Origin of the sequence: Streptomyces sp. NPDC002463, from assembly GCF_042889835.1 — a bacterium.
GTDB lineage: Bacteria > Actinomycetota > Actinomycetes > Streptomycetales > Streptomycetaceae > Streptomyces > Streptomyces nymphaeiformis.
The window spans coordinates 19,499-37,841 of record NZ_JBIARL010000041.1; the positions used below are offsets into that span (position 1 = coordinate 19,499).

Sequence of the window (18,343 nt, forward strand, 5' to 3'; positions counted from 1 at the left end):
ATGATGACGCCCTGAATTCCCCACTCCCAGCGGAGAGCCTCTCCTGTGGCCGGGGCCCTACAGCCCAGGATCGCCTGGCCTCAAGCTGTCAGCCGTGGTCCTAACCGGGGGGTACCTGGCTGTGCTGGACCGGCCCCTTGTTTCCAAGCCGAACAGCCCCGCCCGGAATCCGGGCGGGGCTGTTCGGGGACTGGCGTACGCGCCTGGGCTTAGAGGTCCTAACAAAGGCGTTGGACGTGCCGGTGGGTGATGAGGCAGGCGGCGAGGCCGAGGAAGGCTTCGTGGATGTCGTCGCGTCGTTCCCAGCGGACGCGGAGCCGGCGGAAGCCGTGGAGCCAGGCGATGGTGCGTTCGACGACCCACCGGTGGACGCCGAGTCCGGAGCCGTGCGGGACACTACGGCGGGCGATGACCGGTTTGATGCCTTGTGCCCAGACGAGACGGCGGTACTTGTCGTGGTCGTAGCCCCGGTCGGCCAGCAGCGCGTCCGGACGTCGCCGCGGTCGTCCGACCAGGCCGGCGACGGACGGGACCTACGCGAGCAGCGGCAACAGCTGAGTGACGTCGTTGCGATTGCCGCCGGTCAGGGACACGGCGAGCGGGATGCCCTGCCCGTCGACGAGGACGTGATGCTTGCTGCCCGGCCGTCCTCGGTCGACCGGGCTGGGACCGCTTTTGGGCCCCGCCGCGCGGCCCTGACGTGGGAGGAGTCGATCACCGCCCGCGACCAGTCCAGCTTCTTCGCGACCCGCAGTTTCTTCAGCAGCACCAGGTGCAGCTGGTCCCAGACACCGGCCTCGTTCCAGGCGGCCAGATGCCGCCAGCAGGTGATCCCGGAGCCGAAGCCCAGCTCCTGGGGCAGGTAATCCCACTGGATCCCGGTGTGGAGCACGAACAGGATCCCGCACAGGGCCTGCCGGTCCGGCACCCGCGGACGGCCCTCCACCAGCTTCGGTGCCGGGACCGGCAGCAACGGTTCGATCAGCGACCACAGTTCATCCGACACGATCCATGGCCGCGACTGACGTTTCCCCACGGCCAGACCAACGACCATCCGAACCGAAAGTCACATGATCAACAACTTCTGTTAGGACCTCTTATGCCAGCGGCTGGGGCTTGATCATCGCGAACGGAGCGCCCTGCGGATCGGCGACCGCCGTCATCCGGCCGGCCAACATGTCGTACGGCGGCGCCAGCACCTTGCCGTCCCGCTTGACCAGCTCGTCCACGGTGGAGTCCACGTCGTCGACGGCGAAGTACGTCAACCAGTGCGCCGGGGTGCCGGGCGGGTCGTTGGCCAGCAGGGTGACACCGCCGACCGAGCGGCCGCCGACCCGCAGCTCCCAGTAGGAGTCGGCGCCGTCCAGCGGCTCGATCTCAACCCCGAACACCTCACCGTAGAAGGCAGTGGCGGCCGGCACGTCGCTGGTGTGCAGCTCGTTCCAGGTCAGCGCGCCCGGCTCGTTGACCACCTGCGCGCCGAAGAACTCGCCGGGCTGCCACACGCCGAACACCGCGCCCTGCGGGTCCTGCGCGACCAGCATCCGGCCCAGGTTGCCGACGTCGATGGTCGGGACAAGCAGCGTGCCGCCTGCCGCGACGATCGCGTCCTGGGTGGCCTCGGCATCAGTGGTGGCCAGGTAACTGGTCCAGACGGTCGGCGGCTCCGGCATCCCCTCGGGAGCCATCGCCGGGCCGATGCCAGCCACGGCCATGCCGTTCAGCTCGCAGAGCGCGTACCCGCCGAACTCCTCCGGGCCGGGCTTGCCCTGCCAGCCGAGCAGGTCACGGTAGAAGTCCAGCGCCGCCTGCTGGTCCTTCGCCATCAGATCCACCCAGCACGGGGTGCCAGTCGCGTAGGGGGTAGTGACTTCGGGCATTCTCGCTTCTCCTTCTGGATCTGACTCCCCACCACCCTTCCGTGATGAACGGAGCCGGCTGCGCAACACGCCACCACGAAAAGGGGAACCGAGAGCAAGTCCGGGGATTTTCGGTCGTGGGCGCGGCCGGGTGTCGCACGGGAGAACCAGAGCGGTGTCCGGTCGGGGCGGGCGATGACCTGCACGTTCATGCCGTGCTTGCGGTGCTTCATCGAGCAGTAGGGCTCGTCCGCACGGATCCGGTCGGTGGGGATCAGGGTGCCGTCAACGATGACGTGGTCGCCTCCACCGAGGCCGGTGAGGGCTTCGTGGAGGCCGGGCGCCCAGGAGACCAGGACGTCCAGGGTCTCGTCGACGTACCGCCAGGCGGTGGCCTGCGATATCCCGAACCCGGTTCCGAGCCGGGAGAACGTCTCGTTCTTGTGCAGGTGCGCCAGCGTGAGCAGCGCCTGCTCGAAGCAGCCGAGCTTGCGCCAACGTGTGTTGCGGGTCCGGCGGTGCTCGTACAGCGGCCAGGCGACATGCTCGACGAGCTCATGCGGGACGTCGAGCATGGCAGGACACGGAACCAACAGGGCAGTGGGGATGGCCCCAGGCCCCAGGCGCCTGGCCGACGCCTCGTCGTACCGGTCCTTCTCGCGTGGGGATGATCCCGGCGCGTACTGCCTCGACTTTTCTGTACCAGTTTGATGAGCGCAAGAAGGAGCGGGGCTCAGGCGTGAGTGGGGTCGAAGTCGATCACGACCATCTTCTCCAGTTGGTACCTGTCGAGGTCCGGGTAGTTCCAGAACTCGCCGGGACGGATCTGGTGGAACCTGAACGTTGCGTTGGTCTCGTTCGCGGCGACAACGCAGCGCACCGGGCCGGGCTGGTCGAGCCCGTAGACGAACTGGCCGAACTCCAGGGCGAATGAGATGCCGTGGAGAAGCAGGGTCCGCTGGTCTTCCTCAGTGAGCTTCTTCAGCTGGACCTCGGAAGGGTGATGGTGCTGCTCAAGCTGACGCGACCAGGACCACGGCCTTCGGGCGTCCTCGGAACTCTGTGTCAGCCACCCATGTCATCCGATCGGTGGCCGGGTTGAAAGAGCTCAGTGATCCGTGGAACGCCGTCGACGAGAGCGACAGGAACGGGGACGTGGTCTTCCAGGTGGAAGGAGCTGTTGGCACATTCCCAGCCGGTCAGGTCGCCAAAGACCGAGGGAGCTCCAGTGACGTCAGCCGGGGAGTCGGCCCAGGTGAGCACGTCTCCTCGGCGGCTGATCCCGCTACCAAGCTGCACCCGTAGGTCTGGCGCGAGCCCTCCAGGCGGTGCCGCGGCAACCAACCCGGACAGTGCTCCCAGCGCACGCACAGCGGCGTCGTTCATTTTCAGCGACAGCATGGCGCATGATCGCAGCCGCTGCCTCATCTCATCAACGCAAATCAAGTGGACCAGGGACTTCACCGCCGGGTCTCGATTGTCTGCGACGGCGTATGGCGCGTACGCGGTCTCCCGCTCGATGACGGAGACGATTCGGACACGGAGATCCGCCTTTTCGATCCTGACGAGCCGGAGAAGGCGTGGGTGACAAGGCTTCTCTGCACCAGGCAAGGCCGCCAGTAGGGCATGGCTTTATCGAGCAGTAGTGGGTTCTGGCACAGATCTTGGGGAACCGTCACGGAGCGTCCCAGCGTTCGATAGCGAGGACCTCATGAGACCGCCGCGTGCCCTGTCCGTCTCCCCAGTACCCGTCCACGAGCCGGGAGCCTGCCGGGTCCGGGCCGAGGGGAGGGGCGGGAGGAGCGGCTGGGGCGATGCCGGGCCGGCCGGGGGCGAGAGCGCCGAGGCAAGGCCGACGGCCCCGGCCCGGCGGGGCCCGGGGCGGTTCGTACGGACGCTGGTCACCCTGACGGCCTTCGTGGGCATGGTGGCGTTCGCCGTGGTCCTGGCCAGACTCACCCTGGAGGCCTCGCCGGCATCCGAACCCCTGACCCACAGCAACCTGACACCGGGCCGGTCGATCGAGAACTATCTCAACCGGCCCGGGTTCGTGGAGACCGTCAAGCAGGTCGGGGGAAACATCGCACTCGGCGTCCCCTTCGGGATCCTGCTTCCGCTGCTGTCCCGCAAGGCCCGCGGGCTCCTCAGGGTCGCGCTCGTCACCGCCGCCACCATGCTGCTCGTGGAACTGGTGCAGGGCGCGCTCGTCGCAGGACGTGCCTTCGACATCGACGACGTCCTCCCCAACACGACGGGAGCGCTCCTCGGTTACGTGCTCGTGGGACGGCGGCTGGGGCGCGCCGTACGCCCCCGCACCCGCCCCCGCCGGTGGAAGCGACGCCCGGGCGACTCGTCGGCCTGACGCCGTGACGGGGGAGCGGGGAACCGGTGCGGTCGGCGTGTGTCGGCGCTCAGGCGTGGCGCCTGATGGTCCTCCGGATCCAGTCGGCGTAGGCCGGCACGTTGGTGTAGAGGCCCGGCCCGGCCGAGCACGCGACCCCCGGGACACCGGGACCCGAGGTGGTCCCGACGAGCTCCCACCGTCCCTGCCCGTCCTTCTGGAGCTGCGGCCCGCCGGAGTCCCCGAAACACGCCATGGCCCCGGGCACACGGCTGACCGTGCACAGCCGGGTCCGGCCCGCATAGCCGGGGGCGCACTCGGCCTCGGTGCCCCTGCGCGTCTTGAGCTCCTGCAGTCGCTCCGCGAACTTCAGCCCGGTGTCGACGGTGGTTCCGAACCCCAGGATCCGTGTCGGGGTGCCGGGCTGCCCGACACGTTTCGCGATCCGTACGGGCTTCTCGGTCACCGGGCGATCCAGACGGACCAGCGCGATGTCATCCTGGTTGGCGGCCTGCCCATCACCGTTCACATAGCCCGGGTGGACGACGGTGCGCACGATGGCCCGGACAGTCCCCCCGGACTTCCGCTCCTCGCTGCCGATCCGGATGATGCCCTCCAGTTCGAGCCCGTCGCCCTGCACGCAGTGAGCCGCGGTCAGTACCCACTGAGGATCGATCAGCGACGCCCCGCAGTTGCCGTCGTGCACCCCCTGCTCCGGAGCCGATTCCGGGATCACCGCCATGAACGGGTAACGCTCGGTGGAATCAGTTCCGTTGACGATCGCTCCGGCGTTGTCGGTCATCAGGGTGGTGCACATGGCGACGGCGAGAGCACCGACGGCGGTGGTGCGTGCCGCGCGGCGGCCGACGGACTGCAAGCTGAACATGAGGGCCTTCCCGTAGGAGTCCGGTGGTGTACGTCCACCCTGCTCGTTTCAAGATCCACCGGACTATCCGGGTAGCGGTCCGAGCTCAGTGGGGGTATCCCCCTCGTGTTCCTCGGGCGAGTGCCGGGGGGTTAACCCCCGGCACGTACCAGGGACGACCCCTGGAGGAAGTCGGTGGACCACCCCAGCGCGGTCCGCCCCCCAGCGCACGAAGATCACTTCATCGGCGCGGAAAGCCGCCGCACGCAAGGAGCGATCAGCATGCACGGGTACAGGAAGAGGACCGGCCGGCGAGGGGTGCTCGCACTCACGGGAGTGGTCGCCGCCACGACGTTGGCCACCACAGTGGCTTCCGCGGCACCGGCCGTACGAGCGGCCCCGACCGCACCCGTCGCATCAGCCGTCTCGATCGACACACCCGTCACGCCGGCCGTATCGGCCGATCTTGTGGCAGCAGGCCGGGAAGCAGCTGTCGTGCGGTCCCTGGAACGGGTCGCACACCCGCTGAGTGCCACGGACCCCGGCGGCCGGACCGCGGATCTCCGGGCGCTGAGCAGTATGGTCGGGGACGCGAAGGTGGTGGGGTTGGGCGAGGCCACGCACGGTTCGCACGAGTTCTTCGCCATGAAGGAACGCGTCTTCCGGTACCTCGTCGAGGAGCGCGGCTTCACCACCTTCGCCCTGGAGATGAGCTGGTCGGCAGGGCTCCGGATCGACGAGTACCTCCAGGGCGGGCCCGGCGACCCGCGGCAGATCGCGGAGGCGACGCTGGCCGGATCTCCCTGGGAGCGCGAGGAGTTCGTGAGCCTGATCGGCTGGATGCGCGAGCACAACCACCGCCACCCCGATCACCGGGTCCACTTCATGGGGGACGACCTCGGAGCGCCGAAGCTCGGCGACCCCGTCTTCGAGCGCGTGCTGTCGTCCGTACGCGAGACCCGGCCGGAGGCGCTGCCCCGGCTCACCGAGCTGTACAGCCGGCTGCGTCCCTTCGACGACGTGTTCTCCTACCTGCGCAAGCCGGTCGCCGAGCGCCGGGAGAACGCCGCACACGCCCAGGAGGCGTTCGACCTGGTCGCCGGGCACCAGGGAACCGACGGCGACGACGACTACGCGTGGACCGTGCAGCACGCCCGGAACATCGCGCAGACCTTCGCCTTCGCCACCGTCGACCTCGCCGACCCGGCCTCGGTCACCGCCGCCGAGCGCCTGCGCGACCAGGCCATGGCCGACAACGTGCTGTGGTGGCAACGCCACACCAGCCACAAGATGCTGCTGTCGGCCCACAACGGCCACGTCGGACACCTCTCCACCCATCCGGACATCTACCCGCGGACCCAGGGGGCGGTACTGCGCGACCGCCTGGGCCGCGACTACACCGCGATCGGCTTCAGCTTCGCCGCCGGCTCCTTCCTCACCAAGGACACCTCCCTCGACGGGGACTGGAAGCCGGTCACCGTCCTCGCCGCGCGCCCCGGCATGAATGAGCACACCCTGGACCGGGTCCGGTACCGGGACTTCTACCTCGACCTGCGGACCGCACCCGCCGCGGCCCGCGCCTGGCTCGACCGCGCCCGCCCGGTCTACGACGCCGGCTCGACCTTCACCCCGAACCCCCTGCCCACCCTGGCCCTCGGCCGGGCCTACGACGTGCTCATCCACCTCCACCGGGTCCGCGCGGCCGACAAGCTCGAATCGCTGCCGTACGAGCCAGCCGGCTGACCACGCCGGCCTCGACGGCGGCGGACAGGACCTGTGTGGAGTCGGTCCGCCGCCTTCCGCGTTCCTTGATCATTCCTGCCTCGCGTAACCGGTCCAGGGCCAGAGACAGGAGCTGGTCGACGCGGTCGTCCCGGCCGGGGCGGTCACGGAAGTCCGTGAGCACGCTGTGGTGGAAACGGGGGTCGTCCAGGTTCATCGCGAGGGCGTACGTGAAGTCGATCCGGCACCACACCGCCTCGGCCGCCTGCCGGTCGGAGAGATTGAGCAGAAACTGCAGCACGCAGACCGTGGCCAGTTGGGCCGGTGAAAGCCCGGGCCGTCCGTCACGTGGGCACCAGGACAGGAAGTCCTCGTCACACCACAGTCCGTCGAGGTGATCACGCACCCACATGGCGGTGGTCCCCCGAGGATTACTCGCGTGAGCCGTCCGAGCCGTGAGCTCTGGCACTACCGCACCGGACCGAGGGCGAACGGACGCTGATCACCTCATGAGGACAGGACTGCACCGAACAGCCGAAGCATCCCGAACCGCCAGCGCTCCTGTCTGCGGAACATCAAGATCCCCGACAGAGTCGCTCACTGGGACAGGCGGTCCCAGAACGAGCATTGGTGTGCGGAATACGCGTCGACAGGGTGGATCCCGCCCGGGCCCGGAGCCAGCGACTGCACCGACGGCGCGTGAGGTGACGAAGCGCGGAGGGCGGGCCAGAGCGGGGCGTCGACAGTGTTCGGGTTTCCGGTGCGCGCGAAGTTCGTCCAGTAGCCGACCATCCGGTCCGACAGGGCGCGCTGGCCGTCGTTCAGCGGTCGTTCGGTGGGGAACGAGGTGAACAGGAACGGCATCTCGAAGCCGTGCGCCGCACCGTAGGGGAATCCAGGATTCGCCGGCAGGCCGGAGAGGACGGGAGCGTCCGGTTCGTTGAACTCGTAGCCGTAGAGGGGGAGGCCGGGGGCGTGCGCCGCGATGGCCCGGCCGGCCGCCAGCGTGGTGCACGTGAAGGATCGATCGGTCAGCACCGCCGCCCAGGCCAGCGCGGGAGAGGGATGGTGCGCTGCCGGATACCGCGCCTCGACGGCCGGGGCCGCAGCCCCGAAGGCCTCCGCCAGACGGGCCCGGTAGTCGCCCTCAGTGCGGATCGGGAAAGCGGCGAGCGACAGGCCGACGAACATCCGCATCTCGTCATGGTTGGTGCCCAGGATGACCGGCAGGCGGTGGAAGCGTCCCGACGTCAACGCCTGGGCAGGCGCCACGGGCAGCAGCCCGTTGCCGAAGGCGGGCCGGTTGAAGGACTGCATCAGCTGCGCGGTGGCGAGACGATCCGTGCTCTGCCCGCGCAGGCACGCCAGAACCTCGTCCCTGCCGCCCTCGGTACAGCCCAGTTGCCGGGCGGCTTCCGCACCGGCCTTCTGGACATCGGCCTGTGAGGCAAACGGCTCGTACGCCGGTGTTCCGGGGGCGAGCGCGCCGCGCGGGAAGGACGTGTGGCAGGAACCGCTCTGGAGGACGGCCCGCTGGAAGAGTCCGGCGGCTGTCGGCGAGGTGAGGTGGGCGCAGATGCCGAGGGCGCCCGCGGACTCACCGAACAGCGTGACATTGCGCGGATCGCCGCCGAAACGCGCGGCGTTCGCCCGTACCCAGCGCAGGGCGGCCTGCTGGTCTGCCAGGCCGAACGGCGGGGCGGCGCCCAACCCGGAGTGGCCGAAGTAGCCGAAGATCCCCAACCGGTAATTGACCGTGACGACGATGGCGTCACCCTGGGCCGCCAGCCGTTCGGCGCTGTAGTCACTGCCGGAACCGCCCAGGAACGCACCGCCGTGCATCCACACCATCACGGGCCGCTTCTCCGCCGCCGACTTGGTCGCCGGCACCGTGACGTTGAGGTAGAGGCAGTCCTCCGAGCCGATGACCCCGCTCGCGCCCGGTGTAGGCATCTGCACACAGCGCTCAGCCGGCGTCGTGGCGTCCCGGACACCCTGCCACGCAGCGGCGGGCACAGGGGGACGCCAGCGCAGCGGTCCGGTCGGCGGCGCGGCGTACGGAATGCCGTCGAAAGTGGTGTACGAGTCGTGGGACGCGCCGCGTACCAGGCCCTGCTCCGTGCGTACGACCGTACGGTCCTGTCTCTCGGAGTCAGGGGACCCGCGGCCTGTGCCGGCCGCGGGTGCGGCGGTGGCGGACAGCAGCGCCACCGCGCACAGCAGGGGGAGGAGCGCCACGCGGAGTCCGGCCCTTCCGTACGGACGCGGGGCTGACATGGTCGGGGGCATAGCTACCACCGTTCTTGGTCGGGGACGGGACGGGACGGCACGAGACGCGGTGGCACGCGGCCACACCGGTCCAGGCAGGACGGAACGAGATCTGAACTGTGAGAACGGCGAGGACCGGTCCGTCGGCGATCAATACGCTAGAACCTCCCGCGCACTGGAGGTTCAAGAGGCTGTGACGCAAGACACGTGGAGCATCGGTGAACTCGCGGCCGGAACGGGCCTTCCCGTCAAAACGCTCCGCTACTACTCCGACAGCGGTCTGCTGCCGGTGGCCGCTCGTAGCACCGGTGGTCATCGGCGCTACGGCCCCGAGGCGTGGGAGCGGATCCGGCTCATCAGACGCCTGCGGGCGCTGGACACCCCGATCGCAAGGATCACGCAGGTGGTCACGGGGGAGTGCACACTCGGCGAATTGATGGCAACCGAGCTCGAAGCGGTGCAGGAACGACTGACCGAACTGCGGTGGCGCGAGGCTACGCTCAAGGCACTGGACGACTGCCCGGGTGAGGAACGGCTCCGGCGCCTGGAGATACTCTCCCGCGTGCAGCGGCTTCCGGAGGCGCACCGCACGCTCACTGATCACTGGTACCGCGAGCTGTCCGCGGCCATGCCCAAGCCTCGGCTCGACATCATGGTCGCCATGCTGGCCCCCGCCCCACCGCAGGACCCCGTCCCTGCCTCGGCCCTGGCCTACGCCGAGCTGCACCTGCTCATTTCCACGCCCGGTTTCACCCGCTGGACCCAGGACCACGACGAAGAGATGAGGGACGGCCCGGCCTTCTACGCGGAGATCGACGAAGCCGCCGCGCTGACGGCCGCCGCTCTGGCCCAAGGCATGCCGCCGGGCGCGGGCGACGCCGTGGACGCGTTCGTGTCCGCCCACGCGCGAGCCCGGCGGGAGTCGGACACCCCCGCCTTCCGCGCACACCTCCACGGACTGGTATCACGGTCATCCGGTTTCGACCCCCGACTGGAGCGGTACTGGGCCCTGGTCGGCACCGCTACGGCCGGGCGCGTCCTGAACATGACCGTGGCGCATCGATGGCTCACCGACGGCCTGTCGATGTCGATCGCCGCAACGAACACCTAGCTTGACTCTGTCGGGGGGCTTGGAGTTTTCCCGGTGTGCCGGCCTGGTCAGTGGGCATGCTCGGGGCTGATCGAAAACCGTGCAGTTGTCGAGGTGTCAGTTGTCGCTCCATCCCCGCTCTGGTGAGCGAGTCCGCTCTCTGACCACGCAGATAGCGCGGGCGAGCAACCCGGGCGGTACGACGGCGATGTGGGTCAGAGACCGGTTACTGAGGTTTTCGGGTTGTCGTCGGGTGGTGACGGTTCATGATCCCCGCGGTATGCCGGTGGGATGAAGTATCCGGAGGATGGGGCCTGACCGCTGAGCGTCGGGCGTTTCGTGAGGGGATCCGGCTTCAGGCCGGCCAGAGGTTCGCGACGGGTGAGAAGACCGCGGTGATCGCGAGGGACCTGCGGGTGAGTGTGCGGTCGGTGGAACGCCGGCGCCGTGCCCGGCGCGAGGGCGGACTGGAAGGCCTGCGCTCTGCAGGTCCGGCGAACTCCCCGACCATCAGCGACGCCCAGTTCGCCGTACTCGAGGAAGAACTCGGAAAGGGACCTGCAGCTCACGGCTTCGAAGACGAACGCCGGACTCTGGCCCGGGTCCAGGCGGTGATCCGCCGGCAGCTGCGGGTGAGCCTGTCGGTGGCGACGGTGTGGCGGCTGCTCAAACGGCACGGCTGGTCCTGGCAGGCGCCAGTCCGCAGAGCACTCGAGCGTGACGAGCACGCGGTGGAGCTGTGGAAGAAGGAGGTGTGGCCGCGGGTAAAAGCCTCGCGGCGGCATGTGGCGCCTGGATCGTCTTCGAGGACGAAGCCGGCTTCTCCATGACGCCGCCCCGGGCCCGTACCTGGGGCCGACGCGGGCACACGCCCGTCATCCGCGTCCGTGGCAGGGCCCGCCGCCGGACCTCGGTCGCCGCGCTGTGCTGCTACAAACCCGGCGAGAAAAGCCGTCTCATCCACCGGCCCCGCACCCACCTTCTCCTCAAAGGCGCACGCAAGAGCTTCTCCTGGAAGGACTACCGCGACCGAGGAAAGGCTCCACAGCTACGCCAACAGCGAGCCCACACCCCACGGCGGCACGCACGTGACAGGGTTCCGCGACGGGGTGGCGGCCGCGGTCAACGCGTACCTGCGGGAGTGCCGGCTCCTCGCGGAGGCAGCGCCCGATCTCAGCGCCGCCCAGATCGGCGACGGTCTGACGGCGGTCGTGTCGGTGAAACCGGACCGGCCCGAGTTCTCCGGCTCCACGCGCGGCATGCTGGCCGGCACCGCAGTACGCGTCAGCGTCGCCGAGGCCGTACAGGACCGCCTCCGCACATGGCTGGACAAACACCCAGAACACGCCACGGCCATCACCGACCGCATCATCCACGGCACCCGTCAGGACTGAACAACACGAACCGCCTTGCCGGAGCCATCCCCGCACGTACGGGGAGCAGGACATGGTCGAACCACCGGGCCGGCCGGGGGCGGGACCATCCCCGCGTGGCTATGCGCACGAGAACCGGTTTTGGCACAGATCCCGGGGAGCGGTCGCGGAGCGTTACCTCGATGTTCGAATGGGTTCGTCGATTGGCTACTCAAGGGCTGGGTAGTCAGGTGACGGATGAACCAGCTCGGGGTGTTCCACTACGTACCGATCGCCGTGGATCGACAGCATTGCCCAGTGCCATGCCTCGTCGTGAAAGATCAGCCCGCGGAACGATGCCTCAGCCGACTCGTATGGGTAATGCACCAGGACAGCCTCCCTCGCCTCCTCCGGCGCCAGCCCGCCGTGATGCTGCATTACCCATGCGTAGCCACGCCGCTCGGACCGCAGGTAGTCGAGATACTCAGTTTCGTTCCATGCCGCGGCGTAAGGGTAGACCGGTCGCCGAAGGGGGCGGTGCGTCACGGGCGTGTCGATCGGGCGGGCACGTCGCCGCCCAGGACCCAGCCGCCCGTTGACGGATCTGCGAGGCTCTGTGTGCTCATACGTCGCGGTGGCGGAGGGCCGTCACCGCGACGGCGCAGGCAGCGACGGACCAGGCCGGGAGCGCGATCCACGCCTCCGTGTCGGACGGATGGTGGCCCATGATGTGCCCGGTGCCGAGGTGGGTGAGCTGGAGGAACGCGGAGAACGGCAGGGCGTTGCTCAGCTGCTCGAAGAGGTTCCCGGTGTGCAGGACCCTGTCGTCGGGCGCCAGCAGGCCCATCGGCACGATCATGAAGTTGACGAAGAGGACGAAGACGGTGGCCGGACCATTGCGGACGAGCGTGCCGACGGCCATGCCGATCAGGCCGGACACCGGGAACGTGATCGCGACGGCCGCGAGGAGGCCCGGCAGACCGGGGGTGCTCCAGTCGAACGCGGTGATCCGGTCCGAGGAGACGGCCATGGCGATGGCCCAGGAGCCGACGCCCACCAGCAGGCCGGTGAACGCCAGCACCGCTGCGACGACGGCGGCCTTGGCCAGCACCACGCGGCTGCGAGCGGGCACGGCGATGAACGTCGTACGGATCAGCCCATTGGCGTGCTCGCCGACCACGGTCTGCGCGCCGATCACGCCGGCGACGGTCATGAGCAGGAGATACGCCGGCGGGTAGAGGGTCTCGTGTCCGGGGTCGAAGATCCGTCTGAAGTCCTCCTCGAAGCCGGGCCAGGCGGTGTAGGCCTGGTGGGCGCCGTCGTAGGCGACGTACCAGGCGAGGAGGACGGTGCCGACCAGCACGATCGAGGTCGAGCGCAGCGACCGGAGCTTGATCCATTCGGCGCCGAGCAGATCGCGCCAGCGGGGCGTGGTCCGGGCGGTGAGTCCGGGTGAGGTGGTGAGTGCGGTCATCGGGGGTCTCCGGCACGGTACTGGACACTGTCGGCGGTGAGCTGCATGAACGCGTCTTCCAGCGATCCGCCGTGGGCGGTGACCTCGTGGACCATCACGCGGTGCGTGAAGGCGAGGGCGTTGACGCGGTCGGTGGTCAGGCCGGTGACCTTGAGGGTGCCCCGGGGTCCCGCGAGCACCGACGCGCCGGCCGCGCGCAGGACGTCGGCCAGGGCGTCCGGGGCGGGCGTGCGGACGGTGACGCCGGCGTGAGCGGCACGGGCGGCGAAGTCCCCGACCGGCTCGTCGGCGATCAGCCTGCCGCCCCCGATGACGATCAGGTGGTCGGCGGTGTTCGCCATCTCGCTCATCAGATGGCTGGAGACGAACACGGTCCGCCCCTCGGCGGCCAGACGGCGGAACAGCTCCCGCGCCCACCGGATGCCCTCGGGGTCGAGGCCGTTGACCGGCTCGTCGAACAGCAGGACGGGCGGGTCGCCGAGCAGGGCGGAGGCGATGCCGAGGCGCTGCCGCATGCCGAGGGAGAAGCCGCCGATCCGCCGGTGCCCGGCCTCGCCCAGGCCGACCGTCTCCAGGACGTCCCGGACGCGGCGCCGGGCCAGGCCGTTGCTGCGGGCCAGTGCGGCCAGGTGCGCGGTTGCCGTGCGTCCCTTGTGGACGTCGTTCGCGTCCAGCAGGGCGCCGACGCGGCGCAGTCCGGTGCCGAACCCGCGGAACGGACGGCCGTCGATGGTGGCGCTGCCGCTCGTGGGGGAGTTGAGGCCCAGCAGCACGCGCAGTGTGGTGCTCTTGCCCGCGCCGTTGGGGCCCAGGAACCCGGTCACCTGCCCGGGGCGCACGGTGAAGGTCAGGCCGTCGACGGCCAGGACGCCGCCGTAGCGCTTGGTGAGTTGATTGATGTCGATCACCCGGCCAACGGTGCCCCGGGCGGACCCGGTACGGCGTCCGGTCACGGGCGGACCGCCCGTGACCGGACGCGTCCCCTCCCGGGCGTACGCTCCTGGGCGGACGCCCGGCCGTGGACGGGCTGGCTACGATCGGCCGGTGGATCGAAGAACGCCGCGGCTCCCGCTGCTGAGACGGATGTCGCCCCAGGCCCGGACGGCGGTCGCCCGGGGCGCGGCCGCCCTGTTCGCGCTGGTCCTGTTCACCGGGATGAACGCCTTCTTCCACCTCTCTCCGCAGCCCCTCCTGCGCTGGGGGCTCTGGGCCGGCGCGGGAGTGGCCGCTCTCATGGCGTCGCCGGTCGGAGTGGCTCGCCGCCACCCCTTGCCCGTGCTGGGGCTGATGCTCGCCGAGTCGATCGCCGTCATGGTGCTCACGGGGCGGACCTGGCCTCTGTTCCCCGCCATGGACGTGCTGATCTGCTGGATCGCGGCCACCAGGTCGCGCCGGACGGGGATCGCGGCCGCCGGCGCCGTGACCGCCGTCTGGACCGGTACGTTCGTGGGCGGTTGGCTGGTCGGGTCTCAGGGGAACGAGACGGTCGGCGACGTCCTGTCCGAGGTGTCGGCCGCCGTGCTGACCGTCGTCCTCGCCTGGCTGATCGGCCACTCGATCCGCCAGCGGCGGGAACACGGAGAGGCCCTGCACGCGGAGGCGGCGGCCCGGGCGGTGGTCGCCGAGCGGCTGCGGATCGCCAGGGAACTGCACGACATGGTCGCCCACAACATCGGCGTCATCGCGATCCAGGCCGGCGCCGCGAGCCTCGTCATCGACACCCAGCCGGACGGCGCGCGCAAGGCTCTGCACGCCATCGAGGCCTCCAGCCGCGAGACGCTGGCAGGCCTGCGGCGCATGCTCGGCGCGCTGCGCCAGACGGAGGCGGACGAGGCGGAGGCGGGTCCGGGGAGGGCCGCCGCACCGGCGGGCCTGGAGGCCGTCGACCGGCTCGCGGAGACGACGGCCGACGCCGGGGTACGCGTCGAGGTGTGCTGGCTGGGACGGCGGCGTCCCCTGCATCCGGAGACCGACCTGGCCGCCTTCCGGATCATCCAGGAGTCGGTCACCAACGTGGTGCGCCATTCGGGCAGCGGCCACTGCCGCGTGTCCGTGGAGTACCGCGACGGGGAACTGGCCATCGACGTCGTGGACGACGGGGGACGCGGTGCGGTGCGGACGGGTGGTGCGGGGACCGGTCACGGAATCTCGGGGATGCGCGAGCGGGTCGCCCTGCTGAACGGCCGGTTCAGCGCCGGGTCCAGGCCCGAAGGCGGCTTCAGAGTCACGGCTAGGCTGCCGGCATGACGATCCGTATCGTGCTCGCCGACGACCAGGAACTCGTGCGCACCGGCCTCGCCATGGTCATCGCCGACATCCCGGACCTCGACGTCGTGGGGATGGCCGGCACGGGCGCGGAGGCGGTCGAGCTCGCTGCGGACCTCGGACCCGACGTCGTGGTGATGGACATCCGCATGCCGGGTATGGACGGCATCGAAGCCACCCGGCTCATCACGGAACGATCCGACACGGCGCGCGTCGTCGTCCTGACCACCTTCGACGACGACGACAACGTCTACGCCTCGCTCCGCGCGGGTGCGAGCGGGTTCCTCGTCAAGGACATGGCGCTGGTCGACATCATCGCGGCGATCCGGGTGGTCGCCGCCGGTGACGCGCTGATCGCGCCGAGCGTCACCCGCCGCCTCATCCAGGAGTTCGCCGGACGGCCCCCGGCCTCCGCCGGCCGTCGACCAACCGGACCGTTCCCGTCACGGGGCCGGCAGGTCGACGGCATCACGGGGCGGGAACGCGAGGTACTGACCCTGGTCGGACGCGGCATGTCCAACCACGAGATCGCCGCCGAACTCTTCATCGGCCCCGCCACCGTCAAGACCCATGTGGCCCGGCTCCTGACCAAGCTCGACGCCCGCGACCGGATCCAGCTCGTCATCGCCGCCTACGAAGCGGGCCTGGTGTCGGCGGCCGGCTGAGTCCTGGTCGGACTCGCCGCAGGGGGACTGAATCGTTCGGCGTAACTCCCGATCATGGAGGATGCCCCGAACGATTTACAGTCCCCCGGCCAATTTGGCTGCCTCGTAGCGGGCCGGCACGACCGTCCGGGGTCTCTTGGCCCACCTCGCTCCCGCGATCCCGTCCGGATTCGGTTCGCCCTGCGGCTGTGTCACAGCCGGCCTGATCTGCCGCCCTCCCGGCAGGAAGCCATTGGCAGGTAGCCCCGAAAGTCTTGTATGGTTCCCCGCGAATCATCCAGAGGGGTGGAGGGACCGGCCCTACGAAGCCCCGGCAACTCCCCGATCGACTCGGCGTTCCATGTTCGCGCCGCGCCGTCGGGATCAGTGCCAACTCCGGCCCGCGCCAACGTGGCGCGGGAAAAGATGAGGAGACACGGTGCTCTCTGTGCTGCCTTTCGCCCCGGCTCTGTCCGCCCCGGGCTTTCCGCGTACCCATCTCGTGATCGCCGCGGCATATCGGCCGACCGCTTCGGTCCTTTCCCGCTGATCATCCCTGCCCTCCCCTGGGTGAGGTCACCGCGGGCCTCGGCTCGCGGACCGAGACTGGAGTACCCCCTTCATGGACATTTCGGATATTTCTAGTGGTGTTGGCGTCCTCGACAAGGCCGCAGTGATCCTCGGCGCGCTGGCGTCGGGCCCGGCCACTCTGGCGGGGCTGGTCGCCTCCACCGGCTTGTCGCGGCCCACGGCCCACCGACTCGCCCTCGCACTCGAACGCCACCGCCTGGTCGGCAGGGACCTGCAGGGTCGCTTCGTCCTCGGCCCTCGACTCGGCGAGCTCTCGGCCGCCGCGGGCGAGGACTGCCTGCTGGCCGCGGCCGGCCCGGTTCTCACCTCCCTCCGGGACGCCACCGGCGAGAGTGCGCAGCTCTACCGGCGCCAGGGCGAGATGCGCGTCTGCATCGCCGCCGCCGAGCGGACCTCCGGCCTGCGCGACATCGTGCCGGTGGGGTCCACGCTCCCCCTGAAGGTCGGCTCCGCCGCCCAGGTCCTGCTGGCCTGGGAGGAACCCGAGCGCTTCTACGAAGGTCTGCAGGGTGCTCGCTTCACGGCCACCGCTCTCAGCGGCGTACGGCGCCGGGGCTGGGCCCAGTCGATCGGAGAGCGCGAACCCGGCATGGCCTCCGTCTCGGCACCGGTCCGCAACTCGTCCCACCGTGTCGTGGCCGCCGTCACGGTCACCGGCCCGATCCAACGCCTCACCCGACACCCCGGCGCCCGGCTCGCAAAGGCCGCCGTCGACGCAGCCGACCGCCTCACCGAAGCCGTCTCCCACCCCTGACCCGGCAGCACCACGTGGGGTCCTGGCTCTCCCTGCTGGCGTGCTCAGACTTCCTCGGCCGGATCATCGACGATCTCTGAGCGGTGTATGCCGCGCCGAGGAGGTCCGCACCACTGTCGTGGCCTATATCCCTACCCGGGCGGTGCCCTGGAAGGCCTGTACAGGCTCTCGCTGAACTACGTGGCCGCCTGCAGGAACGGGCATCGGACAGATGTACTCAGGGAGAGCGACGGCGGCGCGGCACCAACGACGATTCTGCGAACCAGCCGGTCACGGGCATGGGCGTTGCCCAACGCCCAAGCCGGAGTGGACGGCCAGGCAGGCAACACCGGGCGGCCGCGCCTGTCGTCAGATCAAGCGGGTTCGGCCGCTGTGGCTTCGGGGATCTCGATCTGCACGCCGCGTGTCTCCTTCAGGCGCAGCAGGTACAGGGTGCTGATGACGCCGAGTGCCGACAGGTACCAGGCGACTCCCATTCCGCCGTAGCGTTCGGCCAGAGGCGGGGCGAGCAGGAGCGGCGCACCGCCGCCAAGGATCCCGGCGAGGTTGTATCCCATACCTGTGCCGGTGTAGCGGTAGCGGGTCTTGAACAGTTCGGGCAGGTATGCGGCGGCGGGGCCGTAGGGGATGCCCAGGGCGATCATCAGAATGCTGACGCCGGCGAAGAAGGACGCTGCGCTGCCCGGCTGCATGATCTGGAAGGCCAGCAGGCCTGCGGCGATACCGAACACGGTTCCTGCGATGAGGACTCGGCGTCGCCCCATGCGGTCGGAGAGGACGGCCGAGGTGATCGTGGTCAGGCCGAACACGAACGCAGTGAGGATGTTGACCAGCAGAATGCTTCTCCGGGTGGCTTCGTCGATGAGAACGGGCCCTGGTCCACTTTCCGTGGAGGCTCACGGATAGTGATGCTAACGAGCTCGTGCACGGTAAGCGGTGAGGCGTCGAGCCCCGGATGGTTGATCATGGTCGGGTGGTGGGAACCGTGACTCGTGCAGCGATCGTCGTCAATCGCCGGATCACGGGGCTGTCGGCCGATGTGATCGCTGAACTCATCGCCGAATTGGGCCCGTTACGGCATGAGCGTCACCAGGCCAAGCTGGCCTCTCGGTCGCGGA

Annotated in this window: 16 protein-coding genes, 2 pseudogenes and 1 riboswitch; of the genes and pseudogenes, 8 read left to right on the forward strand and 10 right to left on the reverse strand. The window is 69.7% G+C overall.

Annotated elements, in window-relative coordinates:
- Positions 1-218 precede the first annotated feature (218 nt).
- The 4 genes and pseudogenes from ACFYX3_RS40895 to ACFYX3_RS40910 form a co-directional block, all read right to left on the reverse strand.
- Positions 219-1,054: pseudogene (locus ACFYX3_RS40895) on the reverse strand (IS5 family transposase).
- 43 nt (positions 1,055-1,097) lie between these two features.
- A complete protein-coding gene (locus ACFYX3_RS40900) occupies positions 1,098-1,880 on the reverse strand; it encodes a VOC family protein (RefSeq protein ID WP_389025073.1) in 783 nt (260 codons plus the stop codon).
- 47 nt (positions 1,881-1,927) lie between these two features.
- Positions 1,928-2,434 (reverse strand): annotated as a pseudogene (locus ACFYX3_RS40905) (transposase family protein); the annotation flags it as partial.
- 158 nt (positions 2,435-2,592) lie between these two features.
- Entirely contained in the window at positions 2,593-2,739 is a 147-nt protein-coding gene (locus tag ACFYX3_RS40910) for a hypothetical protein (protein WP_389025075.1), read from the reverse strand.
- Between the two features lie 831 nt (positions 2,740-3,570).
- On the opposite strand from ACFYX3_RS40910, the gene ACFYX3_RS40915 reads away from it, so the two are divergent.
- Complete coding sequence (locus ACFYX3_RS40915; protein WP_389025077.1) at positions 3,571-4,221, forward strand: VanZ family protein; 651 nt, start codon at positions 3,571-3,573, stop codon at positions 4,219-4,221.
- Between the two features lie 49 nt (positions 4,222-4,270).
- On the opposite strand, the gene ACFYX3_RS40920 is transcribed toward ACFYX3_RS40915, so the two are convergent.
- The gene (locus tag ACFYX3_RS40920) at positions 4,271-5,086 is read right to left on the reverse strand and encodes a S1 family peptidase (RefSeq protein WP_385665922.1); all 816 of its coding nucleotides are present in this window, start codon (positions 5,084-5,086) and stop codon (positions 4,271-4,273) included.
- 579 nt (positions 5,087-5,665) lie between these two features.
- Here ACFYX3_RS40920 and ACFYX3_RS40925 point away from each other — a divergent pair.
- Positions 5,666-6,808, forward strand: coding sequence for an erythromycin esterase family protein (locus tag ACFYX3_RS40925; RefSeq protein ID WP_389025098.1), 1,143 nt, complete (start codon positions 5,666-5,668; stop codon positions 6,806-6,808).
- Here ACFYX3_RS40925 and ACFYX3_RS40930 read toward each other — a convergent pair.
- Both ACFYX3_RS40930 and ACFYX3_RS40935 read right to left on the reverse strand, forming a co-directional pair.
- Complete coding sequence (locus tag ACFYX3_RS40930; RefSeq protein ID WP_389025080.1) at positions 6,741-7,199, reverse strand: transposase; 459 nt, start codon at positions 7,197-7,199, stop codon at positions 6,741-6,743. The genes ACFYX3_RS40925 and ACFYX3_RS40930 overlap by 68 nt on opposite strands.
- A 185-nt stretch (positions 7,200-7,384) precedes the next feature.
- The gene (locus ACFYX3_RS40935; protein WP_389025082.1) at positions 7,385-9,064 is read right to left on the reverse strand and encodes a carboxylesterase/lipase family protein; all 1,680 of its coding nucleotides are present in this window, start codon (positions 9,062-9,064) and stop codon (positions 7,385-7,387) included.
- A 184-nt stretch (positions 9,065-9,248) separates the two neighbouring features.
- Here ACFYX3_RS40935 and ACFYX3_RS40940 point away from each other — a divergent pair, with 184 nt between their 5' ends.
- The 3 genes from ACFYX3_RS40940 (at position 9,249) to ACFYX3_RS40950 (ending at position 11,539) form a co-directional block, all read left to right on the forward strand.
- Positions 9,249-10,166 (forward strand): MerR family transcriptional regulator, encoded by a 918-nt coding sequence (locus ACFYX3_RS40940; protein WP_376594929.1) that lies wholly within the window; start codon positions 9,249-9,251, stop codon positions 10,164-10,166.
- 245 nt (positions 10,167-10,411) lie between these two features.
- The gene (locus ACFYX3_RS40945; RefSeq protein WP_389025084.1) at positions 10,412-10,975 is read left to right on the forward strand and encodes a winged helix-turn-helix domain-containing protein; all 564 of its coding nucleotides are present in this window, start codon (positions 10,412-10,414) and stop codon (positions 10,973-10,975) included.
- 57 nt (positions 10,976-11,032) lie between these two features.
- On the forward strand, positions 11,033-11,539 hold the full coding sequence (locus ACFYX3_RS40950; protein ID WP_389025086.1) for a hypothetical protein: 507 nt from the start codon (positions 11,033-11,035) through the stop codon (positions 11,537-11,539).
- A gap of 580 nt (positions 11,540-12,119) precedes the next feature.
- Here ACFYX3_RS40950 and ACFYX3_RS40955 read toward each other — a convergent pair.
- Both ACFYX3_RS40955 and ACFYX3_RS40960 read right to left on the reverse strand, forming a co-directional pair.
- Positions 12,120-12,971 (reverse strand): ABC transporter permease subunit, encoded by an 852-nt coding sequence (locus tag ACFYX3_RS40955; RefSeq protein ID WP_389025088.1) that lies wholly within the window; start codon positions 12,969-12,971, stop codon positions 12,120-12,122.
- Complete coding sequence (locus ACFYX3_RS40960; RefSeq protein ID WP_389025090.1) at positions 12,968-13,879, reverse strand: ABC transporter ATP-binding protein; 912 nt, start codon at positions 13,877-13,879, stop codon at positions 12,968-12,970. The genes ACFYX3_RS40955 and ACFYX3_RS40960 overlap by 4 nt, the downstream gene beginning before the upstream one ends.
- A 136-nt stretch (positions 13,880-14,015) precedes the next feature.
- On the opposite strand from ACFYX3_RS40960, the gene ACFYX3_RS40965 reads away from it, so the two are divergent.
- From ACFYX3_RS40965 to ACFYX3_RS40975, 3 genes are all read left to right on the forward strand, one after another.
- Positions 14,016-15,218 (forward strand): sensor histidine kinase, encoded by a 1,203-nt coding sequence (locus ACFYX3_RS40965; protein WP_389025092.1) that lies wholly within the window; start codon positions 14,016-14,018, stop codon positions 15,216-15,218.
- On the forward strand, positions 15,215-15,901 hold the full coding sequence (locus ACFYX3_RS40970; protein ID WP_389025094.1) for a response regulator: 687 nt from the start codon (positions 15,215-15,217) through the stop codon (positions 15,899-15,901). The genes ACFYX3_RS40965 and ACFYX3_RS40970 overlap by 4 nt, the downstream gene beginning before the upstream one ends.
- A 270-nt stretch (positions 15,902-16,171) precedes the next feature.
- Positions 16,172-16,313: riboswitch (SAM riboswitch) on the forward strand.
- Between the two features lie 189 nt (positions 16,314-16,502).
- Positions 16,503-17,225 (forward strand): IclR family transcriptional regulator, encoded by a 723-nt coding sequence (locus tag ACFYX3_RS40975; RefSeq protein WP_389025096.1) that lies wholly within the window; start codon positions 16,503-16,505, stop codon positions 17,223-17,225.
- A gap of 353 nt (positions 17,226-17,578) precedes the next feature.
- On the opposite strand, the gene ACFYX3_RS40980 is transcribed toward ACFYX3_RS40975, so the two are convergent.
- Positions 17,579-18,088, reverse strand: a complete 510-nt coding sequence (locus ACFYX3_RS40980; protein ID WP_389025100.1) for an MFS transporter — start codon at positions 18,086-18,088, stop codon at positions 17,579-17,581.
- Between the last annotated feature and the right edge of the window lie 255 nt (positions 18,089-18,343).